Below are 22,192 nucleotides of genomic sequence, written 5' to 3' on the forward strand. Positions count from 1 at the left end.
ATTCTATCGGCTGCGGCGCCCGCACGTGCGCGATGGACGCGAAAAGCGCAATAATCGGGGCAGTCGGCGTAGGGGGTGCCTGATGCGCAAGACCGCAGTCGATGGAAAACGGGACAAAGCAGCCGTGCCGGCGCCCTCGCAAGGCGCGGGTTTCGTGCACAACCTGCGCTCGCTGATCCTCGGCAACCTCGCGGGATTCGTCGCCGCGCCGGTGCTCGGGCTGTTCTCGGGATTCCTGCTTCTGTTCGGCGGCATCTTCCTCGCCGGTGCCTGGACCGCCGGGCCGAAGCCGCTGCTCGACGCGCGCCGCTACGCGCCGTTCACCGCGCGCGCCGAAGGCCACGTCGTGGAAAGTTGGACCGCGCTCGAATTCGATCCGTCCGCGCTGCCGAACGGAAAATTGTATTGGCAGCCGTGGAGCAGGATTTCGCCGTGCATGGTCGTCGAATACGCCGGCGACTGGGGTGCGCCGATGCAGCGCGCGTTCTGCGGCAACCGTTTCCAGTTCAGCGACTTCTTCCGCTTCGACGACTGGCACACGCTGATGCCGGGCGTGCCGTTCTCGTTCAAGCGTGACGCGAACGGGTTCGCCGTGCCGGAGATGCGCGTGGGCCGCGCCGCGTTCGACTGGCTGAACGCGCATCCGCCGCACGACACGTTCATGCTCGGCAAACCGCCGCCGGCCACCGCGCTCGGCGCGCTGCGCGAAGCGAGCGACCATCCGCTCGACATCGCGCTGGCAAGCTGGACGACGAAGGTCGAGACCGTTCCGCTGGCCTACGATCCGCAGCACCCGGAAGCGCCGGTACCGGCGAAAATCGTCGAGGACGCACGCCGCGGATCCGGATACTTCGCGTTCGGATTGATCATCTCAGTGTTGTTTGCAGTGCCGGGCGTGTTCGTGTTCCGCATCGGCATCGGCCTGCTGACCGGGCAGTCCGGCCTGTTGCTGTGGCTGCTCTCGCTGTTGCCATTGCTGGCGATGCCGTGGTGGGGCGACCTGTTGCCGCGCCTGATCGCGCATGCGAACAAGCAGTGGGCCGACGTTGCGGCCGACATGCTCGACGACATCGGCCGCGTCACCCGCTTCAGCGCCAGCGCGCCCGGCGATGCGCTGCTGCGCGGCGGCGAGCGCATCGTCTGGAACACGAGCGAGGGCAACTATCGCGACACGTTCGGGCAGTTGCATTTCACGCCGCCGAACCCGGCCCCCACATCGGCCGACGCCGCGCTGTCGGCACTGCGCGCGCAGGCCGCGACGCAGGTACGCGCCCTCGATTCGGCGCAGAAGACCGCGCTGTTCCGGCGCCTGCGCGCGCAATACGAGGCCAATCGGCAGAACGTGCAGCGCCTGTTCACGACCGCCGCCGAAGACACGTTGCGAGACGCGGATGCCGACGCCGGCGCGCACAAGGCAGCACGCAATTTCCTGATCTTCGCCTCGGGCGGTACCTACTACGAGGACCAGCTCGACAAGATCGAAGCGTCACCGCGCGCGCTCAGCGCACCGTCCGGGTGAATTCGCCGGGCGGATATTTCGGCGCTCCGGCGAACGGTGCGCGCAGCACCAGATGCCAGCCGCGTGCGGCGAGTTTGCGTCGTGCCAGCGCCGAAGCCTCGCCGCCGATCAGCACGGTCTTGTCGGCCGCGCTCCCGAACTCGGCGCGATCGAAGAACCCGGCGATGTCGGCGGTCCAGCTCAAGTAATCCAGCGGCAACGGCAGCAGCAGTCTGCGGTCGCGCGCGACGTAGGCCAGCGCCGCGTCGGCGACGACGAGCTTGCCGCCGCGCGCATCCGGCCGGTAGCGACGGATTTGCGACAGCGCATCGACGAGGAATCTCGCCTCGACTTCGCCGCGCGTCGTCGCACCGAGTTCGAGCAGTTCGTTGCAACCTTCCTCCGGCGCGATCGCGACCAGCGAATCGACGAGTTGCGTGCGCGTCGTGTCGCTGAAACCGCCGCGCCTGAGAAACTGGCGGATGCCGAACTCGTCGCTACACACGGTAAGCAACTGTTTCCGGTTGCGCTCGCGAATCTGCTCGGGCGTGTGGTTGAGCACGAATTCGTTGACCATGCCCGAATCGACGATCACGTCCGCGGCGATACCGTCGATCTGGCCAAGCGCCTCGCCCGCCGAAAAGTTGCCCCAGGTCGCGGCCCAGGCGAGCGAGTTCAGGCGCTCGACGATGTAAGGGTTTGAAGTGCCCGGATCGAAACCCAGCCTTTTCGCGATCTCGTTGCGCGAAGCGCTGTACTTGAGATAACGCTTCACTTCGCGACCGGTGTCGCGGCCGAGGCGCGCATACCAGGCGTGGCTTTCCTTCTCCGGCGGCTCGGCGGGCGGCGGCGGAATGCCTTGCGCATCGCCCGCATCGACCGGCGGCGCATCCACCCCGACGTAACCCAGGGCGTCGGGTCGGTCGGGCCGATGCGCCTCGGCATTGGCGCTCACAGCCGCGTCGGCGGGCACGTCGCGGCCCGCGGTCATCGGCCCGGCGGGCGCGCGGAACGGATCGCCCTTGTTCTCCATGATGCGCGCGGAACGGTCGCTGACGGCCTGCGCGCGGCCCGCCCACATGTCGATCTGCTTCTTGAAATAGCGCACCACGCCCATCGGCAGGCCAACGACCGCATCGACCGGATGGCGCACGACATTGGCGATCGCCGTACCCGTTCTCCTGCCGCGCTCGGCGAGCGCATGCGCGAACGCGCCGCTGCGCGTGGCGCGGTCGAGCGCTTCGATCGCCGGAACCTCGGCGACGCGGATCGCGAGCAGCTGCGCGCTATCCGCCGTGAGCGGACCCCAGGACGTCGTGACCGAGAAGCGCGCCATGTAGCCGCCGACCGGCGCTTTCGGGTCGACCGCGAAGTTCGGCCCGCTCAGCAACGCGGGTTCGGCGACCGCCGCCGCGTCGAGCACGGGCTCGGCCTCGTAGCCGCATTGCCCGACGCACGCAGGCGCCTCGTGCGCCAGTGCGGGCACGCAGGCGAGCAGCAGCGACAGGCAAAACGGTTTCATCATGCAAGCAAGAGCTTGAACCGCAAAGGACACGAAGCGAAGAACGAGAAAAGATCGGGAGCCGCGCAGGGCGAAAACCGGAATTCGGCTTTTTCTTCGTGTCCTTCGTGGTTCAGTCTTTTGATTTCTAGAGCCAGCGGCCGCTCAGTTCCAGGAGCAGACGACCTTGCCGCAAGCGCCCGCATCCATCAGGTCGAAGCCGCGCTGGAAGTCGTCGATGTGGATCTGGTGCGTCAACACCTTCTGCAGCGGGAATCCGGTCAGCAGCATCTGCGTCATCTTGTACCAGGTCTCGTACATGCGCCGGCCGTAGATGCCGTGCAGCACGAGGCCCTTGAAGATCACCTTGTCCCAGGCGATGCCGGCGCCGTTCGGCATGATGCCGAGCATCGCGATCTTGCCGCCGTGGTACATGCAGTCGAGCATGTCGCCGAACGCGCGCGGATTGCCCGACATTTCCATGCCGACGTCGAAGCCTTCCATGTGCAGGTCGGCCATGACGTCCTTGAGCGATTGCTTGGAGACGTTGACCACGCGCGTCGCGCCCATGTCGGCGGCGAGCTTGAGGCGGTAGTCGTTGACGTCGGTGACGACGACGTTGCGCGCGCCGATGTGCTTGGCGATGCCCGCGGCGATGATGCCGATCGGGCCGGCGCCGGTGATCAGCACGTCCTCGCCGATCAGGTCGAACTCGAGCGCGCAGTGCGCGGCGTTGCCGTAGGGATCGAAGAACGCGGCAAGCTCGGACGGAATCGGGTCGGGCACCGGCCACAGGTTCGACGCCGGCATCGCGATGTACTCGGCGAACGCGCCGTTGCGGTTCACGCCGATGCCGACCGTGTGCGGACACAGATGCTGCCTGCCCGCGCGGCAGTTGCGGCACACGCCGCAGACGATGTGGCCTTCGGCCGAAACGCGCTGGCCGATCGCGTAGCCGCGCACGCCGGGCCCGATATCGACGATGCGGCCGACGAACTCGTGGCCGATGACGAGGCCCGGTTTGATCGTGCGCTGCGACCACTCGTCCCACTTGTAGATGTGCAGGTCGGTGCCGCAGATCGCGGTCTTCTCGAGCTTGATCAGCACCTCGTTGGGGCCGATTTCGGGCAGGGGCACCTGTTCCATCCAGATGCCCCTGCCGGCTTCGCGCTTGACCAGCGCCTTCATCGTGGCTTGTGCCATAGGGATACGTCCCGAAAGAGGTGCGCGATTATATCGCGTGCGGAATCGAGCCAGCGTCTTGCCACGCATCCGGCGTGTTCGCTGACGAACCGAACCGCTACGATGCGCGCAGGCGGAAATCGAGCGTGGCGACGGCACCACCCTGCGGGCGTGGCGCGAGCGAGACTTTCCAGTCGTAGAGCTCGCACAGACGAATGACGATGGCGAGACCGAGTCCGGCGCCCGACGTGCCCTCCGAGGACTCGCCGCGCACCCCGCGCTGGAACAGCTTGTCCGCGTCCTCCTGCTTGATGCCGGGGCCCGAGTCCTCGACCGTGACGACGCCGCGCTTCGCGCCGACCGTGATGATGACGTCGCCCTTCTGCGTGTACTTGAACGCGTTGCCGATCAGGTTGCCAAGCGCCACGGCGATCACCGACGACGGCGCGACCACTTCGATCGGCTGCTCGACCTCGAGATGCACGTCGATCGGCTTGCGCCCGATGTGCGAGCGGTAGACGTCGATCACCTGTTCGACAACCTTGGCGACATCCGTCGTTTCACCGTCGTTCGGCGCGCTGCGCTCGCTGCGCGACAGGTGCAGCAGTGCATTGGTCAATTCGGTCGACTGCTTCGCCGCGCGCTCGATGCGCTTGAGGCGTTCGCGAATCTTGTCGTCGATCTTGTCGGAAGCGAGCAGCAGCTCGGTCGTGCCCGAGATCACCGCGAGCGGCGTGCGCAGCTCGTGGCTGACGTCGGCGTTGAAATCGCGGTCGCGCACGACGATCGAAGTCAGGCGTTTGGCGTAGTCGTCGAACGCGACGGCGAGCTCGCCGACCTCGTCGTCGGCGAAATGCGGACCCAGCGGCTCGGGTTTGCGGGTCTGACGCAGGGTGCGGATGCGCTGCGCCAGATCGGTGACCGGGCTCATCACGCGGCGCGAGAGCCAGCGGCCGATCAGCAGCGCCAGAATACCGAACAGCAATACCGCGAATGTGAGCGAGGTAAAAAGCTGCCTTTCTGAAAGCTTCTGGGTGCTGACGTCATAGAACAACATCGCCCAGTATTCGTCATCCTTGTAAACGGCAACCTTGAAGGGACGCAGCTTTCCTTCGGAGCCCGGCTTTTCGATTTCGTACACACCGGTTTGGTCGAACTGGCGCCATTCGAACGGCACGTTGGCGAATTTTGCAGCGCCCCAAATCCAAGGGTCATAGCGAGTGATCTTCCAAGGCTCGTCGTCGTTTCTATGTTCTCTTTTGAAATCGACGAAGTTCGTCACCATGCGCTGTAGATCATTGTTGACCAACTGATCTTCGAGCCGCGCACGCATATACAGCGTCGCCACGGCGAACAACGCCGTGAGCCCGAACCCGAACAGTGCGAACGAGATGATGATACGGCTGCGCAGCCGGCGGCGGAATTTCGCGGGCTTCATGCGCGAAAGCATACTGTCCCTTCTCCCTCCGGGAGAAGGTGGCGCGAAGCGCCGGATGAGGGTCCGGGCTGGCTGCGACGTTGCGAGAACTCCGAACCCTCACCCGGCGTGCGTTGCGCGCCGACCTCTCCCGCAGGGAGAGGTGAAAGGTCAGAGACATATGCGCGCGATTTCGAAGACTTCAATTCGCCGCCGCGTCGGGATCGACCATGCGATAGCCGATGCCGTGGCGCGTCTGGATCAGCGCCTTGTCGAACGGCTTGTCGATCGCCGCGCGCAGGCCGTGGATATGCACGCGCAGCGAATCGCTGTCGGGCAATTCCTCGCCCCACACGCGCGTTTCGAGTTCCTGCCGGGTGACGACCGAGGGACTCGACTCCATCAGGTTCTGCAGCAGCTTGAGCCCGATCGGGTTGAGCTGGATGCTCTTGTCGCCGCGCGTGACGATCAGCGTGTCGAGGTTGTAGGTGAGGTCGGCCACCTGCAGGATGCGGCTTTGTATGCCCTTGCCGCGGCGCGCGAGCACGGACAGGCGCGCCTCGAGTTCCTGCAGCGCGAACGGTTTCACCATGTAGTCGTCGGCGCCCGAATCGAAGCCGGTGAGCTTCTGGTCGAGCGCGTCGCGCGCGGTGAGCATCAATACGGGGGTCTGCCGGCGCGCCTCCTGGCGCAGCTTGCGGCAGAGCTCCAGACCGTCCATGCCGGGCAAGGTGAGGTCGAGCACGATCGCGTCGAAATCGTGCGAGATGGCCAGATGCAGGCCGGTGACGCCGTCGCCGGCGAAGTCGACCGTATGGCCTTTTTCCTCGAGATAGTCGCCGATGTTCGCGGCGATGTCGCTGTTGTCTTCGATGACCAGTATGCGCATGTGTCCTAGCTTACCCGTATGGCGTCCGAATTGCTCGGTCGGTCGCGATTGGATCGCCGCACGACGCACGGAGTTCCGCAAACGCCGAGCCCTGACCCGAAGCTGGTAGAAAGCCGTTGTCGTCGAGAAGCGCGGCCAGGGATGGCCGCTTCGTGATCTTCGCCATCAGGGGCGACGGCTGAAATGCACGCCCAATAAAAAAGCCCAAGGAGGCGCCATTGGGGGGAACGCACCTCGCTTGGGCTCAAAGCTACTGCCCCGATTACCGTAACCTGCTAGTCACCCGACCTGACCTTTGGGAGTGTCGAGCAAGTACAGTGGAAGCAATGGTAGGGACGATGCGATTAAATCGACGTTAAGTCGATCTATGGGTTTCGTTAATTCGTTTTGCCGGCGGCGGCGGATTCGCGGCGGGTGCGCGAACCGTCCGCGGCGGGGCGTCCTGCGCGCCGGTGCGCCGCCCGCCGACGTACGCGCCGCTCGATGTATTCGATGATTTCGCCGGCCACGTCGACGCCGGTCGTGGCCTCGATGCCTTCGAGGCCCGGCGAGGCGTTGACTTCGAGCACGAGCGGGCCGCGCTTCGAACGCAACAGATCGACGCCGGCAATTTCGAGCCCCATCGTGTGCGCGGCGCGCACGGCGATGTCGATTTCCGCGGCGTCGAGTTCGGCCACGGTCGCGCTGCCGCCGCGATGCAGGTTCGAACGGAACTCGCCCTCGCGCGCCTGGCGCTGCATCGCCGCGACCACCTTGCCGCCGACGACGAAGCAGCGGATGTCGGCGCCCTTCGCCTCTTTGATGTATTCCTGCACGAGGAAATTCGCGAACAGGCCGCGGAACGCCTCGATCATGCCCTGCGACGCGCTGCCTTTTTCGGCGAGCAGCACGCCCTGCCCCTGCGCACCTTCGTTGAGCTTGATGACGTGCGGCGCATCGCCGAGCATCGCGAGCAGGTCGGCGGTGTCGTCCGGGTTGTCGCCGAACACCGTCGTCGGCAAGCCGATGTCCTCGCGCGCGAGCAGTTGCAGCGAGCGCAGCTTGTCGCGCGCGCGCAGCACCGCGTCGGACGAATTCGGCGTGTACACGCCCATCATCTCGAACTGGCGCAGCACCGCCGTGCCGTAGAAGGTGATCGAGTTGCCGATGCGCGGGATCACCGCATCGACGCCGTCGAGCGCGCGGCTCTTGTAGCGCATCTGGAAATTGCCCGGCTCGATGCGCATGTAGCAACGCAGCGGATCGAGCACGCGCACGCGGTGCCCGCGCTTGCGCGCGGCGGCGACGAGGCTGACCGTCGAATAAAGCTTGGCGTTGCGCGAGAGGATGGCGATTTTCATTGGGCACTCGGGGCGAACACGAGACGGGATTATCCCCGATCCCCGGCTCGCAATCCCCGCCGGGAGCGCGCGGGAACGGCCGGCCAAGGCAAATTCCGCATCACCCGGATCTTTCAGCCACGATGCGCGAGCAGGCGGGGCAGTTCGTGCGGCGATCCGGCGATCGCGTCCGCGCCGGCCGCGAGCAATTCCTCGCGGCTGCCGAAGCCCCAGCCCGCGCCGACCGCGCGCACGCCATTCGCCCGTGCGCCTTCGATGTCGAAATGGCGGTCGCCGACCATCGCGGCGGATTCCGGCGCGACGCCGAAATCGTCCAGCGCACGCGCGATCAACTCGGTCTTTTCGCTGCGCGCGCTGCCTGCGCCGACCGCGTAGACCTTCGCGAAACACGCGCCGAACGGCAGGCTGGCGACGATTCTGCCGGCATAGAGATCCACTTTCGACGTGACCACGGCGAGCCGGACGCCGCTGCGCGCCAACGCCTCGACCGTCTCGGCGATGCCCGGATAGACCTCGTGCTCGCGCCAACCGGTCTCGCTGAAGCGTTCGCGATACAGCGCGACCGCGCGCTCGATCCGCTCCGGGTCGTCGCCGAGCGCGAGCGGAAACGTCGCGCGCAGCGGCGGCCCGATCCATTTGCGCAGTTCCTCGCGCGGCGGAATCGCAGCGTCGAGTTGCGCCAGCGCATGCTCGATCGAGGCGACGATGCCGATTTCCGAATCGATCAGCGTGCCATCGAGGTCGAACAGCACAAGCTTTGTCGCGGCGCGAGACGGATTCACGCGCGCGCTTTCAGCGCCGCCACGGCCGGCAGTTCCTTGCCTTCGAGGAATTCGAGGAACGCGCCGCCGCCGGTGGAGATGTAGGAAATACCGTCGGCGACGCCGTACTTCTCGACCGCGGCCAGCGTGTCGCCGCCGCCGGCGATCGAGAACGCAGGCGACTTCGCGATCGCGTGCGCGACCGCTTCGGTGCCGCCGCCGAACGCGTCGAACTCGAACACGCCGACCGGGCCGTTCCAGACCACGCTGCCGGCCTTTTCGATCAGCGCCGCGTAGCGCGCCGCGGTCGCCGGGCCGATGTCGAGGATCATGTCGCCCGGCGCGACTTCGCCCACCTTCTTCACCGTCGCTGGCGCGTCGGCCTTGAACTCGGGCGCGACGACGACGTCCTCGGGAATCGGCACGTCCGCGCCGCGCGCCTTCGCATCGGCGATGATCTTCTGCGCGGTCGCGATCAAATCCGCCTCGTACAGCGACTTGCCGACCTGGAATCCGGCCGCCGCGATGAAGGTGTTGGCGATGCCGCCGCCGACGATGAGCTGGTCGACCTTGCCGATCATGTTCTGCAACAGTTCGAGCTTGGTCGAGACCTTCGAGCCCGCGACGATCGCGAGCAGCGGGCGCCGGGGATGTTCGAGCGCCTTGCCGAGCGCGTCGAGTTCCGCCATCAGCAGCGGTCCGCCGCAGGCGACGTGGGCACGGCGGATCACGCCGTGCGTGGACGCCTGCGCACGGTGCGCGGTGCCGAACGCGTCCATGACGAAGATCTCGCAGAGCGCTGCATAGCGCCCGGACAAGGTCGTATCGTCCTTTTCCTCGCCGACGTTGAAGCGGCAGTTTTCGAGCAGCACGACTTCGCCCGGATCGACGTCGATCGCCTCGCCGCCGAGGTAGTCGCGCAGCAGGCGCACCGGCTTGCCGAGCGCATTGCCGAGCCAGACGGCGACCGGCGCGAGCGACTCCGCTTCGTTGAAATGCCCTTCCTTCGGCCGGCCGAGGTGCGAGATGACCATCACGCGTGCACCCGCGTCGCGCGCGAGCTTGATGGTCGGCAGCGCGGCCTCGAGGCGCTGGCTCGCCGCGACCTTGCCGTCCTTGAGCGGCACGTTGAGGTCTTCGCGGATCAGGACGCGTTTGCCTTTGAGGTCGAGCGAGGTCATGCGGAGTATGGACATTGCGGGCTCCCTGGACTTGGAATTCTCGTGGATTGCATTCGAGGGACACATTTTACGTCAGGTGCGCTGTGGCACACTGTCGCCATGCACACGATCGCCTTTATCCACGATCTCGCCATCATCATGCTGACCGCCGGCGTGGTGACGGTCGTCTTTCACCTGCTGCGCCAGCCGGTGGTGCTCGGCTACATCGCCGCCGGCGTGCTGATCGGCCCGCACACGCCGCCCTACGCGCTGATCACCGACGAGGAATCCACGCGTACGCTCGGCGAGCTCGGCGTGGTGTTCCTGCTGTTCTCGCTGGGCCTGGAATTCTCGATCAAGCGCCTGCGCCGGGTCGGCGCGACCGCGCTCGTCGCCGCGCTCGTCGGCATCGTCACGATGATCTGGCTCGGCTACGAGATCGGCCTCGCCTTCGGCTGGCGCAACATGGACGCGCTGTTCCTCGGCGCGATGCTGTCGATCTCCTCGACCACGATCACGATCAAGGCGCTCGACGAAGCCGGACTGCGCCGCGAGAAATTCGCGCAGACCGTGTTCGGCATCCTCATCATCGAGGACGTGCTCGCCATCTGCATGGTCGCGCTGCTGTCGAGCATCGCCAAGACCGGCAACGTCGACGCGGGCGAAGTGCTGTCCACGTTCGGCAAGCTGACCGTGTTCCTCGTCGCCTCGCTCGTCATCGGCATCCTCGCCGTGCCGCGCCTGCTCGACTACATCGCGCGCTTCGGCCGCAACGAGATGCTGCTGGTCGGCGTGCTCGGCCTGCTGTTCGGCTTCTGCCTCGTCGTCATCAAGCTCGGCTACAGCGTCGCGCTCGGCGCGTTCACGATCGGCGTCATCATCGCCGAGGCCAAGTCGCTGCGCCGCATCGAACACCTGATCGAGCCGATCCGCGACATGTTCTCGGCGGTGTTCTTCGTCACGATCGGCCTGCTGCTCGATCCACGCGTGCTCGTCGACTATGCGTGGCCGATCACGGTCATCACGATCGCGATCGTGCTCGGCAAGACCCTCGCGCGCACGTTCGGCTCGTTCGCCGCGGGCCAGAGCGGGCGCGATTCGATGCGCATCGGCATGAGCCTCGCGCAGATCGGCGAATTCTCGTTCATCATCGCCACGCTCGGCGCGACCTTGAAGGTGACCAGCAATTTCCTCTATCCGGTCGCGGTCGCGGTGTCGGCGCTGACCACGCTGCTGACGCCGTACCTGATCCGCTGGGCCGATCCGCTCGCGCGCCGCCTGGTCTGGGCGACGCCGACCGGGTTCCGCCGCATTCTCCACATGTATACCGAATGGCTGCAAGGCCTGCGCTTCGACGGCGACCGCGCGGTGATCGCCGCGATGGTGCGGCGCATCCTGCTGCAGGCCTTCGTCAACTTCTGCCTCGTCGCTGCGATCTTCGGCGCGGGCGCCTACGCCGCTTCGTCGCGGGCGCTGGACCTGTCCGCGTGGATCGCAAACCGCGCGATCGAGAACACGCTGATCTGGGGCGGCGCGCTGCTCGTCTCGTTGCCGTTCCTGATCGCCGCCTACCGCAAGCTCAAGGCGCTGGCGATGATGCTCGCCGAAGTCAGCGTGCGCGGCAGCGGGCGGCGCAGCCAGGCGGCGCGGCGCATCGTCGCCGAGGTGCTGCCGCTGGCGACGACGGCGGCGATGCTGCTGCTGGTCTGCGCCCTGTCCTCGTCCATCCTGCCGCCGGCCGAACTGCTCGTCGCCGCGTTAGGCGGCGGCGCGCTCGTCCTCGCCCTGCTCTGGCGCACGCTCGTCAAGCTGCACTCGCGCCTGCAGATCGCGCTGCTGGAGACGATCCAGTCGGAGAAGGACGCGCATTGAACCCGTCCGCTACGGGTTCCGCAACGGATGCGTCACGGCTTCTTGCCGCTGGGAGGCATCCTCTTTTTCGTCCTCGTCCGCATCCGGGTCCGCACCCGGCCGCAGGATCGTGAACTTGCCGAAGGCGAAACCCAGATCCCAGCCCTTGCCCTTGCCGGAAACGGCGAGCGAGACCGGCCCCTTCGTCATCGCCTGTGCCTCGGCGGAATTGACCGCGCCCGCGTGCGCGCCGGCCGTGGCGTAGCTGCCGAGCACGTCTTCGATGTCGTAGAGGTGCGTGAACTTGCCGTAGCCGTTCTTGATCTCCGACTTGCCGAAGGTGATGCCGCCACCCTTGGTGCGGATATCCACCTTCATCTTCGCGCCGTTGCTGCAGCTCACCAGGCCCGTGCCCGACGCGGTCTTGTAGAACGCCGACCAGCCGGAAAGCGAGAAGTGCATTTCGCAGGTGATCTCGCGCGCGCCGGCGACGCCGGACCAGAACAGTGCGGCCACGCCGAGCGCGGCCAGCTTCGTGACGATGCGCATGGAAAACTCCTTCTTCGACTCGAGGGTCGTCCGAGCCTAACAGCCCGCCACGCCACGATGAAGACATCCCGTCCCGCCAATTCAGATTGGTGAATCGGCGTACACTCCCCTTCTCCCACCGGGAAAAGCCGCGAAAGATCAAGCGCCTATGAGCACTTTTTCCCTTCTCCCATCGGGAGAAGGTGGCGCGAAGCGCCGGATGAGGGAGGTGCGTTTCAGATATGAAAGGACTGCCGCAAATTGTGGCGCCGTTCCCTCATCCGCCCTTCGGGCATCTTCTCCCGGAGGGAGAGGGAAAGCGTTATTTCGCGTTGGCGAGCACCAGCGTCGTGTCGAGCATGCGGTTGGAGAAACCCCACTCGTTGTCGTACCACGACAGCACCTTCACGAGCGTGCCATCGATCACGCGCGTCTGCGTCGCATCGTAGATCGACGAGAGCGGATTGTGGTTGAAGTCGACCGAAACCAGCGGCTTGTGGTTGACACCGAGAATGCCCTTCAGGCGGCCCTCGCTCGCCTCCTTCACGACCGCATCGATCTCCTCCTTGCTCGTCGCGCGCTTGGCGACGAAGACGAGATCGACCACCGAGACGTTGATCGTCGGCACGCGCATCGCGAAGCCGTCGAGCTTGCCGTTCAATTCCGGCAGCACGAGGCCGACCGCCGCCGCCGCGCCGGTCTTGGTCGGGATCTGCGACTGCGTCGCGCTGCGCGCGCGGCGCAGGTCCTTGTGGAACACGTCGGTCAGCACCTGGTCGTTCGTGTACGAATGGATCGTCGTCATCAAGCCGTGGACGATGCCGATCTTCTCGTTGATCGCCCAAGCCAGCGGCGCGAGACAGTTGGTCGTGCACGAGGCGTTGGAGATGACTTCGTGCCTGGCTGTGATCTTGTCGTGGTTGACGCCGTAGACGAAGGTGCCGTCCACGTCTTTCTCGCCCGGCGCCGAGATGATCACCTTTTTCGCGCCGGCGGCGAGGTGTGCGGAAGCCTTCGCCTTGGAGGTGAACAGGCCGGTGCATTCGAGCACGACATCGACGCCGAGGTCCTTCCAAGGCAGCTTCGAAGGATCGCGCTCGGCGCAGACCTTGATCTTGTCCTTGCCGATGACGATGTCGCCGCCTTCGACCTTCACTTCCTGCGAGAAGCGCCCGTGCGCGGTGTCGTATTGCGTGAGGTGCGCGTTGGTTTCCGCGTCGCCGAGGTCGTTGACCGCCACGATCTCGATCTCGTTCGTGCGGCCCGACTCGTACAGCGCACGCAGCACGTTGCGGCCGATGCGGCCATAGCCATTGATGGCGACTTTCACAGACATGGACGAAACTCCTCGGGATGGGAAACGAAACCGAAAACATGCCCGCACGACCGACCGGCGGACGTCCGGATCGCGAGTTTACCGCGCCGGCGACTGCGCCGCACGATCGGGCGGCATCATGATAGGATTCCGGCTTCGCCGGATCAGATCGAGGCAGTGCCCGTGCGTTCCGTCGGCAAGCGCGAAGTCGACGCTCCGCCGTCGCACCGGGTCGATCGCATCGAACGCGCATTCGACGGGGAAATCGTGATGCGCGCGGCGGCCGTTGAGAGAACCCACCATCGCATGACCCGCTTCCAAGCCGCCGCCATCCATCTCGGCATCAGCCTCGCCATCGCCGCGCTCGTCGGCTGCCTCATCTACTTCGTCTGGTACCCGCCCCCTTATTTCCGGGTGGCCGGCGGCAGCAACCTCATGTTGCTGATCATGGGCGTCGACATCGTCGTCGGCCCGCTCTTGACCCTCGTCATCTACAAGGCCGGCAAGAAAGGGCTGCGCTTCGACCTGGCGTGCATCGCCGTGCTGCAAGCCGCGGCCTTCCTCTACGGCTTCTGGGTGATCGCGCAGGCGCGGCCGGTGTTCATCGTCGCACGGCTCGACCGCTTCATTCCCGTCTACGCCAACGACCTCGACGACGCCGATCTGGCCCAGGCCAAACGGCCCGAGTTCGCCGCGCGGTCGTGGACCGGCCCGCGTCTCGTCGGCGCGAAACTGCCTGTCGACACCAAGGAAAAGAGCGATCTCCTGTTCTCCGCTCTCGCCGGCAAGGACGTGGAGAAATTTCCGAAATACTACGTGCCCTATGCCGACGTCGCCGACGCGATGCTGGCCAAGGCCATGCCGCTGTCCGAACTCGCCGCGAAATCGCCGGGCAACAAAACCATCATCGAGCGCTACGTGAAAGACAGCGGCCAAGCCATCGACCAACTCGCCTGGCTGCCGCTGCAGGGCCGCACCGATTCCTACACGATGGTCCTGTCGCGCGCGAGCAAACAGCCGCTCGACGCGCTGGCCATCGATCCGTGGAACGGGTGACGGAAACCGGGTCCGCGCCTGCAAAGCGTGCCGGTTCCTAACGACGACGCAACGCCTGCGCACGCCACCAGCGCAGCAGCACGAAGCCTGCCGCCGCGCCGCCGAGATGGGCGAAGTGCGCGACGCCCTCCTGCGTGCCGGTCACGCCGAGCACGAGTTCGATCGCCATGTAGCCGAGCACCGCGATCGGCGCCGGAATCGGCACTGGGAAGAACAGCAGGATGATGCGCGCCGACGGATAGATCATCGCGTAGGCGAGCAGCAGGCCGAACACTCCGCCCGAGGCGCCGAGCGTCGGGTAGAAATCGTCCGGCTTGAAAAAATGGATCGTGGCGAGCTGGGCGAGCGCCGCGCCGATCACGCAGACGAAATAGAAAAAAGTATACCTGCGCGAACCGAGAGCCTGTTCGACCGGACCACCGAACATCCACAGCGCGAGCATGTTGAACGCGATGTGGGTCAGGCCGCCGTGGAGGAAACCGTAGCTGACGATCTGCCACGGCTCGAACGCGACGCGCAGCATGCCGCCCGCGTCCGTGTCGAACAGGCGCGAACCGTCGAGCGGCCACAGGGCGAATCGCGCGATCAGCCAGTCGCCGGCGATCTGCTGCAGGAGGAAGATCAGCACGTTCGCGATCAGCAGTGCGCGCGTGACGGGAGGAATGTTTCGCATCGGGAATTTCCGTTTCTTGCAAAAATCTAGAAGCGCCAGATCTCGGCATCGAGATCGCACTGCCAGCCGAACCGCGCGAGATCGACGCGCCCGGCCTTGACCGCGACGCCCTCGCCGATCAGGCGCGCGCGCTGCTCGCGGAACGCACGGCTGCCGGGCTGGAACGCGAAGCGTCCGTCGGAACGCAGCACGCGATGCCATGGCAGCTTCGCGTCCGCGCCGGCGTCGCCGAGCACGCGCCCGACCAGGCGCGCATGGCGCGGCAGGCCCGCGCGCGCGGCGATCTCGCCGTAACTGGCGACGCGGCCGGGCGGGATCGCGCGGATCGTGCGCACGATCGCCGCATGCTCGGGCTTGACGCCCGCGCCGGCGGCCTTTTTCGCAGCGGATTTTGCTTTCGTCATACGCTCCACTTCATTGCCGCGGCACGTTAGCATACGCACCGGTCCATGGGAGAAATCGATGCACTCGTTCGAGGAAATCCGCGCGCACATCGCCGCCAGGCATCCTTTGCGCATCAACGATCCTTACCTGATCTGCTTCGACGTCGCGCTCGAACAGGGCAAGCGCCACCAGGGCCTGTACCTCGCCGAGCTCAACGACGAGGCCGGCCGCACCTACCTGCGCGTGTCGACGCCGATCGCACCGTTGACCGGCCTCGATGCGCGCCGCTGCCTGCGCTTCAACTGGGAACAGCGCCTGGGCTATCTCGCGGTCAGCGATCTCGACGGTTCGCCGTACCTGCATTTGTGCGAGAACCGTCCCTACGAACCGCTCGACGCAAAGGAAATCGACCGCCTCGTCGCCGAACTCGGCTCGCTCGGCGACAGGCTAGAACAGGCGCTATCGGAAGGCGGCGACACGCTGTGAACCGCGCGCAACGGCGGTTTCAATCCTGCCGCCGCCCGGTGAGCTTCAGGAACGCCTCGTGCTGGTAGCGGCTCATGCGCAGTTCCTGCCCCGTGGTCAGCACGAGCATGTGGTAGCCATTGAACCACGGATGGATCGCCTTGATCCGGCCCACGTTGACGATCGCCGAGCGGTGCACGCGCGCGAAGTTGCGCGGATTCAGCCGCGCCTCGAGCGCGGTCATCGTCTCGCGCAGTTCGTGCACCTGGCTGCCCACGTGCAGGCGCGCGACGTTGCGGCTCGCCTCGATCCAGTCGATGTCGCGCACGTCGACGAAGACGAGATGCTCCTCGACCGGCACCGGAATGCGCTCGACGTAGTTTTGTTCGCGGCGCAGTTCGCCGAGCGCGCGCAGCACCTGCGCCGAGACGGCCTGTTCCAGCGCCGCGTCGCTCGACGCCAACCGCCGCTTCGCGCGCTCGAGCGTGACGCGGAAACGATCTCGGCTGAACGGCTTGACCAGGTAGTCGACCGCGTTCGCCTCGAACGCGCGCACGGCGTAGCGCTCGTAGGCGGTGACGAACACGATGCCCGGCCCGCGCTCGTGGCCGAGTTGCGCGGCGAGGTCGATGCCGCTCATCGCCGGCATCTGGATATCGAGGAAGATGAGGTCGGGCGCGAACTTGCGGATCTGCTTCAACGCGCTCGCGCCGTCGCCGCATTCGCCGAGCAGTTCGACGTCGGCGTCGCCTTCGAGCAGGCGCACGATCGCGAGCCGCGCGATCGGCTCGTCGTCGACGACGAGTGTGCGGATTCTGCCCATGCCTACGCCGCCCTCGCGAACGACTTTGCCGCCGACGCATCGAGCCGTTTGAGCGGCAGGCGGATGCGGCAGATCGCGCCGCACGGCATCAGCGCATCGAGTTCGATGCGCCCGCCGTCGCCGTACAGTTCGCCCAGACGCAGGCGCGAATTCGACAGGCCGATGCCGCGGCGGAACAATTCCGCGGACGGCGCCGTCAGCATACTGTTGCGATTGCGCACGTCGATGCACAGTTGCGCGGCGACGCGATAGCAGTCGATCTCCACGCAGTCCTTGCCGATGTTCCGGCCGATGCCGTGGCCGATCGCGTTCTCGACGACAGGTTGCAGGATCAGGCTCGGCACGCCGCAGTCGAGCAATTCGGGATCGACGTCGACGCGCGTGGTGAGGCGGTCCTTGAAGCGCACGCGCTGGATGCCGAGATAGAGGTCGACCAGTTCCAGTTCCTCGCGCAGCGAAATCTCCTGGCGCTCGTCGTCGAGATAGGTGCGCAGGAGTTCGGCAAGGCGCAACAGCATGTCCTCGGCCGCGGCGACGTCCTCGCGCGTCAGCGTCGCCGCCGCATGCAACGTGTTGAACACGAAATGCGGGTGCAACTGCATCTTGAGCAGTTGCAGGCGCGATTGCGCGAGCTGCGCCGAGAGCCGCGCCGCGTGCATCTCGCGGCGGATGCGCTGGTCGTAGAATTGCATCGCCTGGCGCACGCCGACCAGCACCCAGTAGGCGAGGAAATCGGTCGCAACGTGCTTGGTCAGGAACTGCTCGAGCTGTTCGCCCATGTTCGTGTCTGAGAAGACGAAGCTCGTCGCCACGGCGCCGAGCATCACCGCGCTCACCGCGAAGATCAGGCTGACGGCGAAGTTCGCCCAGAGCAGCCGCCAGCGGTGCGGCGGCTCGATCGCCTCGTGCGGCGCCAGCCACAGGGCCACGGGCAGCAGCAGTGCGAGCGTACTCCACTGGATGAACGACCAGGTCAGGTACGCGTCGAATCCCCAGGCCTGGCCGCGCAGCGCATCGGTGGCGTAGCCGACCAGCGCAAACTGCGCTACGAGTACGAGCCACACGCCGACGTAGCCGAGCGTGCGCAGCGCGAGTCGGCGAAAACCGAGGCGGTTTTCCATGTCGGGCACGTCCCATTGCAAGGCATCGGCGTTCATCGTACGCATGAGACGGTGTGGATGGGAAGAATGGTTGCAACCGATTGCGATTCGTCCGCGCGCGGCGACGATTCGTCCCGATTCGGTGGCGCGATTCGGGCACGCGCTCGAGGATGGCCGCAACCGGGGCGTGGTCGGCGGCTTCGATTCCTCCCAAAGGTTCGGCGACGGCCGCGCTCCGGTTCCTTCCGATCCAACGGAGCACCACCATGCGTAGCGCCATTCTGCTCGCGCTGCCGTTCGCCGCCGCAAACGCGACGGCCGCAACGCACTACCTCGATCTCGTCAACACGGCCGACCACAGCATCGTCGCATTCTCGATCGCCATGCCGGGCAGCAACCGCTTTCGCGCGCTGCCGCTCGGCACTGCGCCGCTGCACGGCGGCGGCGACTCGGCGACCGTTGCCATTCGCGACGCCGGCTGCCACGTCGACCTGCGCACCGAATTCGGCAACGGCCGTGTGCTGATCCAGAAGAATTTCGACGTGTGCAAATACCGCAGCTATCACACCGGGCAATACCTGCGCCGGGCAATGCAGACCACGATCGCCACGACGTCGTGACGCGTCGTCACGCGCGGGGTGTCGCCGCAAGGATTTTTTCCAGCACGCGCGACACCGCGACGAAGGCGAATGTGCCGGTCACGTGCGTCGCCGCGCCGAGGCCGCCCGAGCAATCGAGCTTGAGCGCGCCCTCGCCCGACATGCGCGTCTTGCACACCGTGCCGTCGGCCTGCGGGTAATTGGCGTTCTCGCGCGAGAACACGGCCTGCACGCCGAAGTAACGCTTAGGATTGCGCGTCCAGCCGTAGTCGTCGCGCAGCTTCTGGCGCACGAGCGCGAGCATCGCGTCGTGCTCGGTCTTCGACAGGTCGCGCGCGGTGACCAGGGTCGGATCGATGCGCCCGCCGGCCGAGCCGGAAACGACGACGGGAATCTTGCGCCGCTTGCAGAAAGCGATCATCTCGACTTTGACCTTCAGCGAATCGCAGGTGTCGAGCACGGCGTCGTAGGGGGAATTCTGCGCGCCTCGCGCAGAATGAGATTCCTGCGTGTCGCGCCCCAACAGCTCCCATAGATTGGACGACGTCAGGAAATCCGCGATCGCATGCACTTTAAGCGCCGGATTGATCGCGCGCGCGCGCTGCGCCATCACCTCGACCTTGGCGCGGCCATACTCGCCGTCGAGCGCGTGCAACTGGCGGTTCGTGTTCGACACGCAGACGTCGTCGGCGTCGATCAGGGTCAGTTCGCCGACACCCGAACGCGCCAGCGCTTCGACCGCCCACGAACCGACGCCGCCGATGCCGACCACGCAGACGTGCATGCGCGCGAGGCGCGCCGACACGCCGGTGCCGTAGAGCCGGTCGATTCCCGCAAAGCGTTCGTTCATCGGGGTATTATCTTCGCAGAGCGGCGCCGGAGATATGCCTCGCCTCCCTCATTTCAACCTGGCAACGCATGAAACACGCGATTTTGTTCCTCGTCGGAGTTCTTATCGGCGCCGTCGGCGCCACGATCGTCGCCAACGCGTTGCGCGCGCGCGACGCCTATGCGCGCGGGGCGATGGACGTGATGCAGCATCACCACGGCGGGCTGCGCGAAACCCTGCGCGCCAAGCAGTGCAACGCGAACCGCACGGCGACCACCCTGACCCAACTGCGCGCGCTGAGCAACGAGATCGAACCCGCCGTCTATCCGGATTCGACGCCGGAGTCCTCGTTCCGCGAATTCAGTTCACGGCTGCGCGATGCGCTCGATGCCGGCATCGCCGCCGCACCGGCCGACTGCGCGGCGCTCGCGCCGATCGTCGAGAAGGTCGGCAAGGTGTGCGAGGAATGCCATCAGCAGTACCGCTGAACCGACAAAACGCAAAGATAAATTGAATGCCGGCTGCGCCGGCATGGCTTCATGCAGGCGACGGAATGAATTCGGTTTCGCCCGGCACCTGGCCGAAACGCTGCGCCGCCCAATCGCGCTTGGCCTGTTCGATGCGTTCGCGCGACGACGAGACGAAGTTCCAGTACAGATGGCGCTCGCCGTCGAGCGGTGCGCCGCCGAAAATCACGGCGTAGCCGCCGTTCGGCGAGACGATCTCGACCTCGCCGTCCGCCGCGAGCACTGCCATGCGCATGGCGGCCAACGGCTCGCCGCCGCCGAGCAGATTCTGCGTCGACCGCATAGACCGCGCGCTCGGGATACTCTGCGGGCAAAACGAATTTTCCTCCGGCCTCGAACTCGGCGGCGAGATAGAACATCGGCGCAAAGACGCGCACCGGCGCATGCAGGCCGAGCGCGTCCCCGACGACGAGGCGCAAGCGCATACCGTCGCGCTCGATCACCGGCAGGCTCAGACCGGATGATGGTGGAATTCGGGCTCGATCTCCTCCGCCGATTTCGGCAACGCGACCCAGATCTGGATGCCGTGCAGGTTCTGGCCCGCGGCGCGTTCGGCATCGGGCGTGCGCTCGGAGTGGACGATGCCGCGCCCGGCCGTCATCCAGTTGACGTCGCCGGGATGGATGTCCTGCACGCTGCCGAGCGAGTCGCGATGGCGGATCGCGCCGTCGAACAGATAGGTGACGGTGGCGAGGCCGATGTGCGGGTGCGGGCGCACGTCCATGCCCTTTCCGGGCGCCATCGACACCGGCCCCATGTGGTCGAAGAACACGAACGGGCCGATGCGGCGCGCGTCGACATGCGGCAGCAGGCGGCGCACGACAAAGCCGTCGCCGAGGTCGTGGATGCGGCCGTCGATGAAACGGGCAACCGGATGGGTCATGGCGTGAATGCCGTGCGGAAGATGATGGCGGAAGTGTAGCCGCCGTGTCGTTCCAGATGCAGAACGATGCGTTCGCGCCACGCCGGCTGGTTTCAGCGCACGGCAGGCCTATATTGCAGGCGTCGAAAACATCGGAGCAAATCATGGCCGCCGTCCATCCCGTTTTCCCCACTGAAACCCATCGCCAGGTCGCGCGCATTGTGCGCGGCCTGCCGACCAGCGACGGCGCCGGCGTCAAGCTCACGCGCGTCATCGGTCAGCCGGCGCTCGACATGCTCGATCCGTTCCTGATGCTCGACGAGTTCCGCTCGGACTCGGGCGGCGATTACATCGCCGGTTTCCCGAATCACCCGCACCGCGGCTTCGAAACCGTGACCTACATGCTCGCCGGGCGCATGCGCCACGGCGACAACCAGGGCAATTCGGGCCTGCTCACGCCGGGCAGCGTGCAGTGGATGACGGCCGGCCGCGGCATCGTGCATTCGGAAATGCCCGAGCAGGAAGACGGCTTGATGCAGGGCTTCCAGCTCTGGGTCAACCTGCCGGCGAAAGACAAGATGACCGCGCCGCGCTACCAGGACATCGCGCCCGAGCGTATCCCCGAAGTGCAGCTCGCGCCGGGCGTGAAGACACGCGTGCTTGTCGGCGAGGCGGCCGGCGTGCGCGGGCCGGTCGACAACGTCGCCACCGATCCGCTGTATCTCGATTTGCACCTCGACGCGGGCGCGTCGGCCGAAATCGACATTCCGGCCGGACACAACGGCTTCGTCTACGTCTACGAAGGCCAGGCCAAGGTCGGCGACGGCGCGTCTAGCGGACTGCTGCGCGGCGATCTCGGCGTACTGAGCCGCGACGGCGACAAGCTGCGCATCGAGGCGCCCGTCGCGGCGCGCGCGATCCTCGTCGCCGGTCGGCCGCTCAACGAACCGGTCGCGAAATACGGACCATTCGTGATGAATACGCAGCAGCAGATCATCCAGGCGGTCGAGGATTTCCGCGCGGGAAGGTTTTAAATCGCGGCCGCCGTTGCAATCCGATTGCGCGCTGTAATCGTTTTCATCCGGCAACAAAAACGCCCCGGCAATCTTTCGACTGCCGGGGCGCGGAAAGTATCTGGGCTATGCTCAGCAGATCAGGCGGGAGTGACTTCGTCCGCCTGCAGGCCCTTCTGGCCCTGAACGACCTTGAAGCTGACCTTCTGGCCTTCCTGCAGGGTACGGAAGCCGGTGCCCTGGATCGCGCGGAAATGCACGAACACGTCAGGGCCGTTCTCACGGCTGATGAAACCGAAACCCTTGCTGTCGTTGAACCACTTGACAGTACCTACCTCACGATCCGACATAAAAACTCCACAAGACAAACTAGACGAATCCGCCTGCGCAACACAGACGGACGACTTACTGGCATGCAT

Annotated in this window: 22 protein-coding genes and 1 pseudogene; 7 read left to right on the forward strand and 16 right to left on the reverse strand. The window is 66.0% G+C overall.

Annotated features, from left to right (window positions below; translation table 11 throughout):
* Window positions 1-82 precede the first annotated feature (82 nt).
* Entirely contained in the window at window positions 83-1,519 is a 1,437-nt protein-coding gene (locus tag QM741_RS17630) for a hypothetical protein (RefSeq protein ID WP_415208934.1), read from the forward strand.
* Here QM741_RS17630 and QM741_RS17635 read toward each other — a convergent pair.
* The 7 genes from QM741_RS17635 to QM741_RS17665 form a co-directional block, all read right to left on the reverse strand.
* Window positions 1,500-3,020 (reverse strand): hypothetical protein, encoded by a 1,521-nt coding sequence (locus QM741_RS17635; RefSeq protein ID WP_415208935.1) that lies wholly within the window; start codon window positions 3,018-3,020, stop codon window positions 1,500-1,502. The genes QM741_RS17630 and QM741_RS17635 overlap by 20 nt on opposite strands.
* 144 nt (window positions 3,021-3,164) lie before the next feature.
* Window positions 3,165-4,187, reverse strand: coding sequence for an L-threonine 3-dehydrogenase (gene tdh / locus QM741_RS17640; protein ID WP_415209156.1), 1,023 nt, complete (start codon window positions 4,185-4,187; stop codon window positions 3,165-3,167).
* Between the two features lie 112 nt (window positions 4,188-4,299).
* Window positions 4,300-5,619 (reverse strand): sensor histidine kinase, encoded by a 1,320-nt coding sequence (locus QM741_RS17645; RefSeq protein ID WP_415208936.1) that lies wholly within the window; start codon window positions 5,617-5,619, stop codon window positions 4,300-4,302.
* 181 nt (window positions 5,620-5,800) lie between these two features.
* Window positions 5,801-6,487, reverse strand: a complete 687-nt coding sequence (locus tag QM741_RS17650) for a response regulator transcription factor (RefSeq protein ID WP_415208937.1) — start codon at window positions 6,485-6,487, stop codon at window positions 5,801-5,803.
* Between the two features lie 377 nt (window positions 6,488-6,864).
* Window positions 6,865-7,827 carry a 30S ribosomal protein S6--L-glutamate ligase gene (gene rimK, locus QM741_RS17655; RefSeq protein WP_415208938.1) on the reverse strand — a complete coding sequence of 321 codons (963 nt, stop codon included), beginning with the start codon at window positions 7,825-7,827 and terminating at the stop codon, window positions 6,865-6,867.
* A gap of 113 nt (window positions 7,828-7,940) precedes the next feature.
* Window positions 7,941-8,609, reverse strand: coding sequence for an HAD hydrolase-like protein (locus QM741_RS17660; protein ID WP_415208939.1), 669 nt, complete (start codon window positions 8,607-8,609; stop codon window positions 7,941-7,943).
* Window positions 8,606-9,784: a phosphoglycerate kinase gene (locus QM741_RS17665; RefSeq protein ID WP_415208940.1), complete on the reverse strand. Its 1,179-nt coding sequence runs from the start codon at window positions 9,782-9,784 to the stop codon at window positions 8,606-8,608. Before QM741_RS17665 ends, QM741_RS17660 begins: the two co-directional genes overlap by 4 nt.
* 84 nt (window positions 9,785-9,868) lie before the next feature.
* On the opposite strand from QM741_RS17665, the gene QM741_RS17670 reads away from it, so the two are divergent.
* Window positions 9,869-11,620 (forward strand): cation:proton antiporter, encoded by a 1,752-nt coding sequence (locus tag QM741_RS17670; RefSeq protein WP_415208941.1) that lies wholly within the window; start codon window positions 9,869-9,871, stop codon window positions 11,618-11,620.
* Window positions 11,621-11,629: 9 nt separating this feature from the next.
* On the opposite strand, the gene QM741_RS17675 is transcribed toward QM741_RS17670, so the two are convergent.
* Window positions 11,630-12,148: a hypothetical protein gene (locus QM741_RS17675; RefSeq protein ID WP_415208942.1), complete on the reverse strand. Its 519-nt coding sequence runs from the start codon at window positions 12,146-12,148 to the stop codon at window positions 11,630-11,632.
* A gap of 301 nt (window positions 12,149-12,449) precedes the next feature.
* Window positions 12,450-13,463, reverse strand: coding sequence for a type I glyceraldehyde-3-phosphate dehydrogenase (gap, locus tag QM741_RS17680; protein WP_415208943.1), 1,014 nt, complete (start codon window positions 13,461-13,463; stop codon window positions 12,450-12,452).
* A 156-nt stretch (window positions 13,464-13,619) separates the two neighbouring features.
* Here gap and tfpZ point away from each other — a divergent pair, with 156 nt between their 5' ends.
* Window positions 13,620-14,498, forward strand: a complete 879-nt coding sequence (gene tfpZ, locus QM741_RS17685; protein ID WP_415208944.1) for a TfpX/TfpZ family type IV pilin accessory protein — start codon at window positions 13,620-13,622, stop codon at window positions 14,496-14,498.
* A gap of 37 nt (window positions 14,499-14,535) precedes the next feature.
* Here the strand turns inward: tfpZ and QM741_RS17690 are convergent, their stop codons facing one another.
* Together QM741_RS17690 and QM741_RS17695 are read right to left on the reverse strand one after the other, a co-directional pair.
* Window positions 14,536-15,171, reverse strand: coding sequence for a rhomboid family intramembrane serine protease (locus QM741_RS17690; RefSeq protein ID WP_415208945.1), 636 nt, complete (start codon window positions 15,169-15,171; stop codon window positions 14,536-14,538).
* Between the two features lie 26 nt (window positions 15,172-15,197).
* A complete protein-coding gene (locus QM741_RS17695; protein ID WP_415208946.1) occupies window positions 15,198-15,575 on the reverse strand; it encodes an MGMT family protein in 378 nt (125 codons plus the stop codon).
* A 58-nt stretch (window positions 15,576-15,633) separates the two neighbouring features.
* On the opposite strand from QM741_RS17695, the gene QM741_RS17700 reads away from it, so the two are divergent.
* Window positions 15,634-16,041 (forward strand): hypothetical protein, encoded by a 408-nt coding sequence (locus QM741_RS17700; protein WP_415208947.1) that lies wholly within the window; start codon window positions 15,634-15,636, stop codon window positions 16,039-16,041.
* A gap of 19 nt (window positions 16,042-16,060) precedes the next feature.
* On the opposite strand, the gene QM741_RS17705 is transcribed toward QM741_RS17700, so the two are convergent.
* Window positions 16,061-16,843: a LytR/AlgR family response regulator transcription factor gene (locus tag QM741_RS17705; protein WP_415208948.1), complete on the reverse strand. Its 783-nt coding sequence runs from the start codon at window positions 16,841-16,843 to the stop codon at window positions 16,061-16,063.
* 2 nt (window positions 16,844-16,845) lie between these two features.
* Window positions 16,846-18,009, reverse strand: a complete 1,164-nt coding sequence (locus QM741_RS17710) for a sensor histidine kinase (protein WP_415208949.1) — start codon at window positions 18,007-18,009, stop codon at window positions 16,846-16,848.
* Between the two features lie 200 nt (window positions 18,010-18,209).
* Here QM741_RS17710 and QM741_RS17715 point away from each other — a divergent pair, with 200 nt between their 5' ends.
* Window positions 18,210-18,563, forward strand: a complete 354-nt coding sequence (locus QM741_RS17715) for a hypothetical protein (RefSeq protein WP_415208950.1) — start codon at window positions 18,210-18,212, stop codon at window positions 18,561-18,563.
* A gap of 7 nt (window positions 18,564-18,570) precedes the next feature.
* Here QM741_RS17715 and tcdA read toward each other — a convergent pair whose 3' ends face one another.
* Complete coding sequence (tcdA, locus tag QM741_RS17720) at window positions 18,571-19,392, reverse strand: tRNA cyclic N6-threonylcarbamoyladenosine(37) synthase TcdA (RefSeq protein WP_415208951.1); 822 nt, start codon at window positions 19,390-19,392, stop codon at window positions 18,571-18,573.
* Window positions 19,393-19,460: 68 nt separating this feature from the next.
* On the opposite strand from tcdA, the gene QM741_RS17725 reads away from it, so the two are divergent.
* Window positions 19,461-19,859 carry a cytochrome c gene (locus tag QM741_RS17725; RefSeq protein WP_415208952.1) on the forward strand — a complete coding sequence of 133 codons (399 nt, stop codon included), beginning with the start codon at window positions 19,461-19,463 and terminating at the stop codon, window positions 19,857-19,859.
* 49 nt (window positions 19,860-19,908) lie between these two features.
* On the opposite strand, the pseudogene QM741_RS17730 reads toward QM741_RS17725, so the two are convergent.
* Window positions 19,909-20,781, reverse strand: a pseudogene (locus tag QM741_RS17730) (pirin family protein).
* Between the two features lie 143 nt (window positions 20,782-20,924).
* On the opposite strand from QM741_RS17730, the gene QM741_RS17735 reads away from it, so the two are divergent.
* Window positions 20,925-21,794: a pirin family protein gene (locus QM741_RS17735; RefSeq protein ID WP_415208953.1), complete on the forward strand. Its 870-nt coding sequence runs from the start codon at window positions 20,925-20,927 to the stop codon at window positions 21,792-21,794.
* Window positions 21,795-21,913: 119 nt separating this feature from the next.
* Here QM741_RS17735 and QM741_RS17740 read toward each other — a convergent pair whose 3' ends face one another.
* Complete coding sequence (locus tag QM741_RS17740) at window positions 21,914-22,123, reverse strand: cold-shock protein (RefSeq protein WP_415208954.1); 210 nt, start codon at window positions 22,121-22,123, stop codon at window positions 21,914-21,916.
* Window positions 22,124-22,192 lie beyond the last annotated feature (69 nt).

The sequence above is a fragment of the Rudaea sp. genome (genome assembly GCF_047601565.1).
GTDB lineage: Bacteria > Pseudomonadota > Gammaproteobacteria > Xanthomonadales > Rhodanobacteraceae > Rudaea.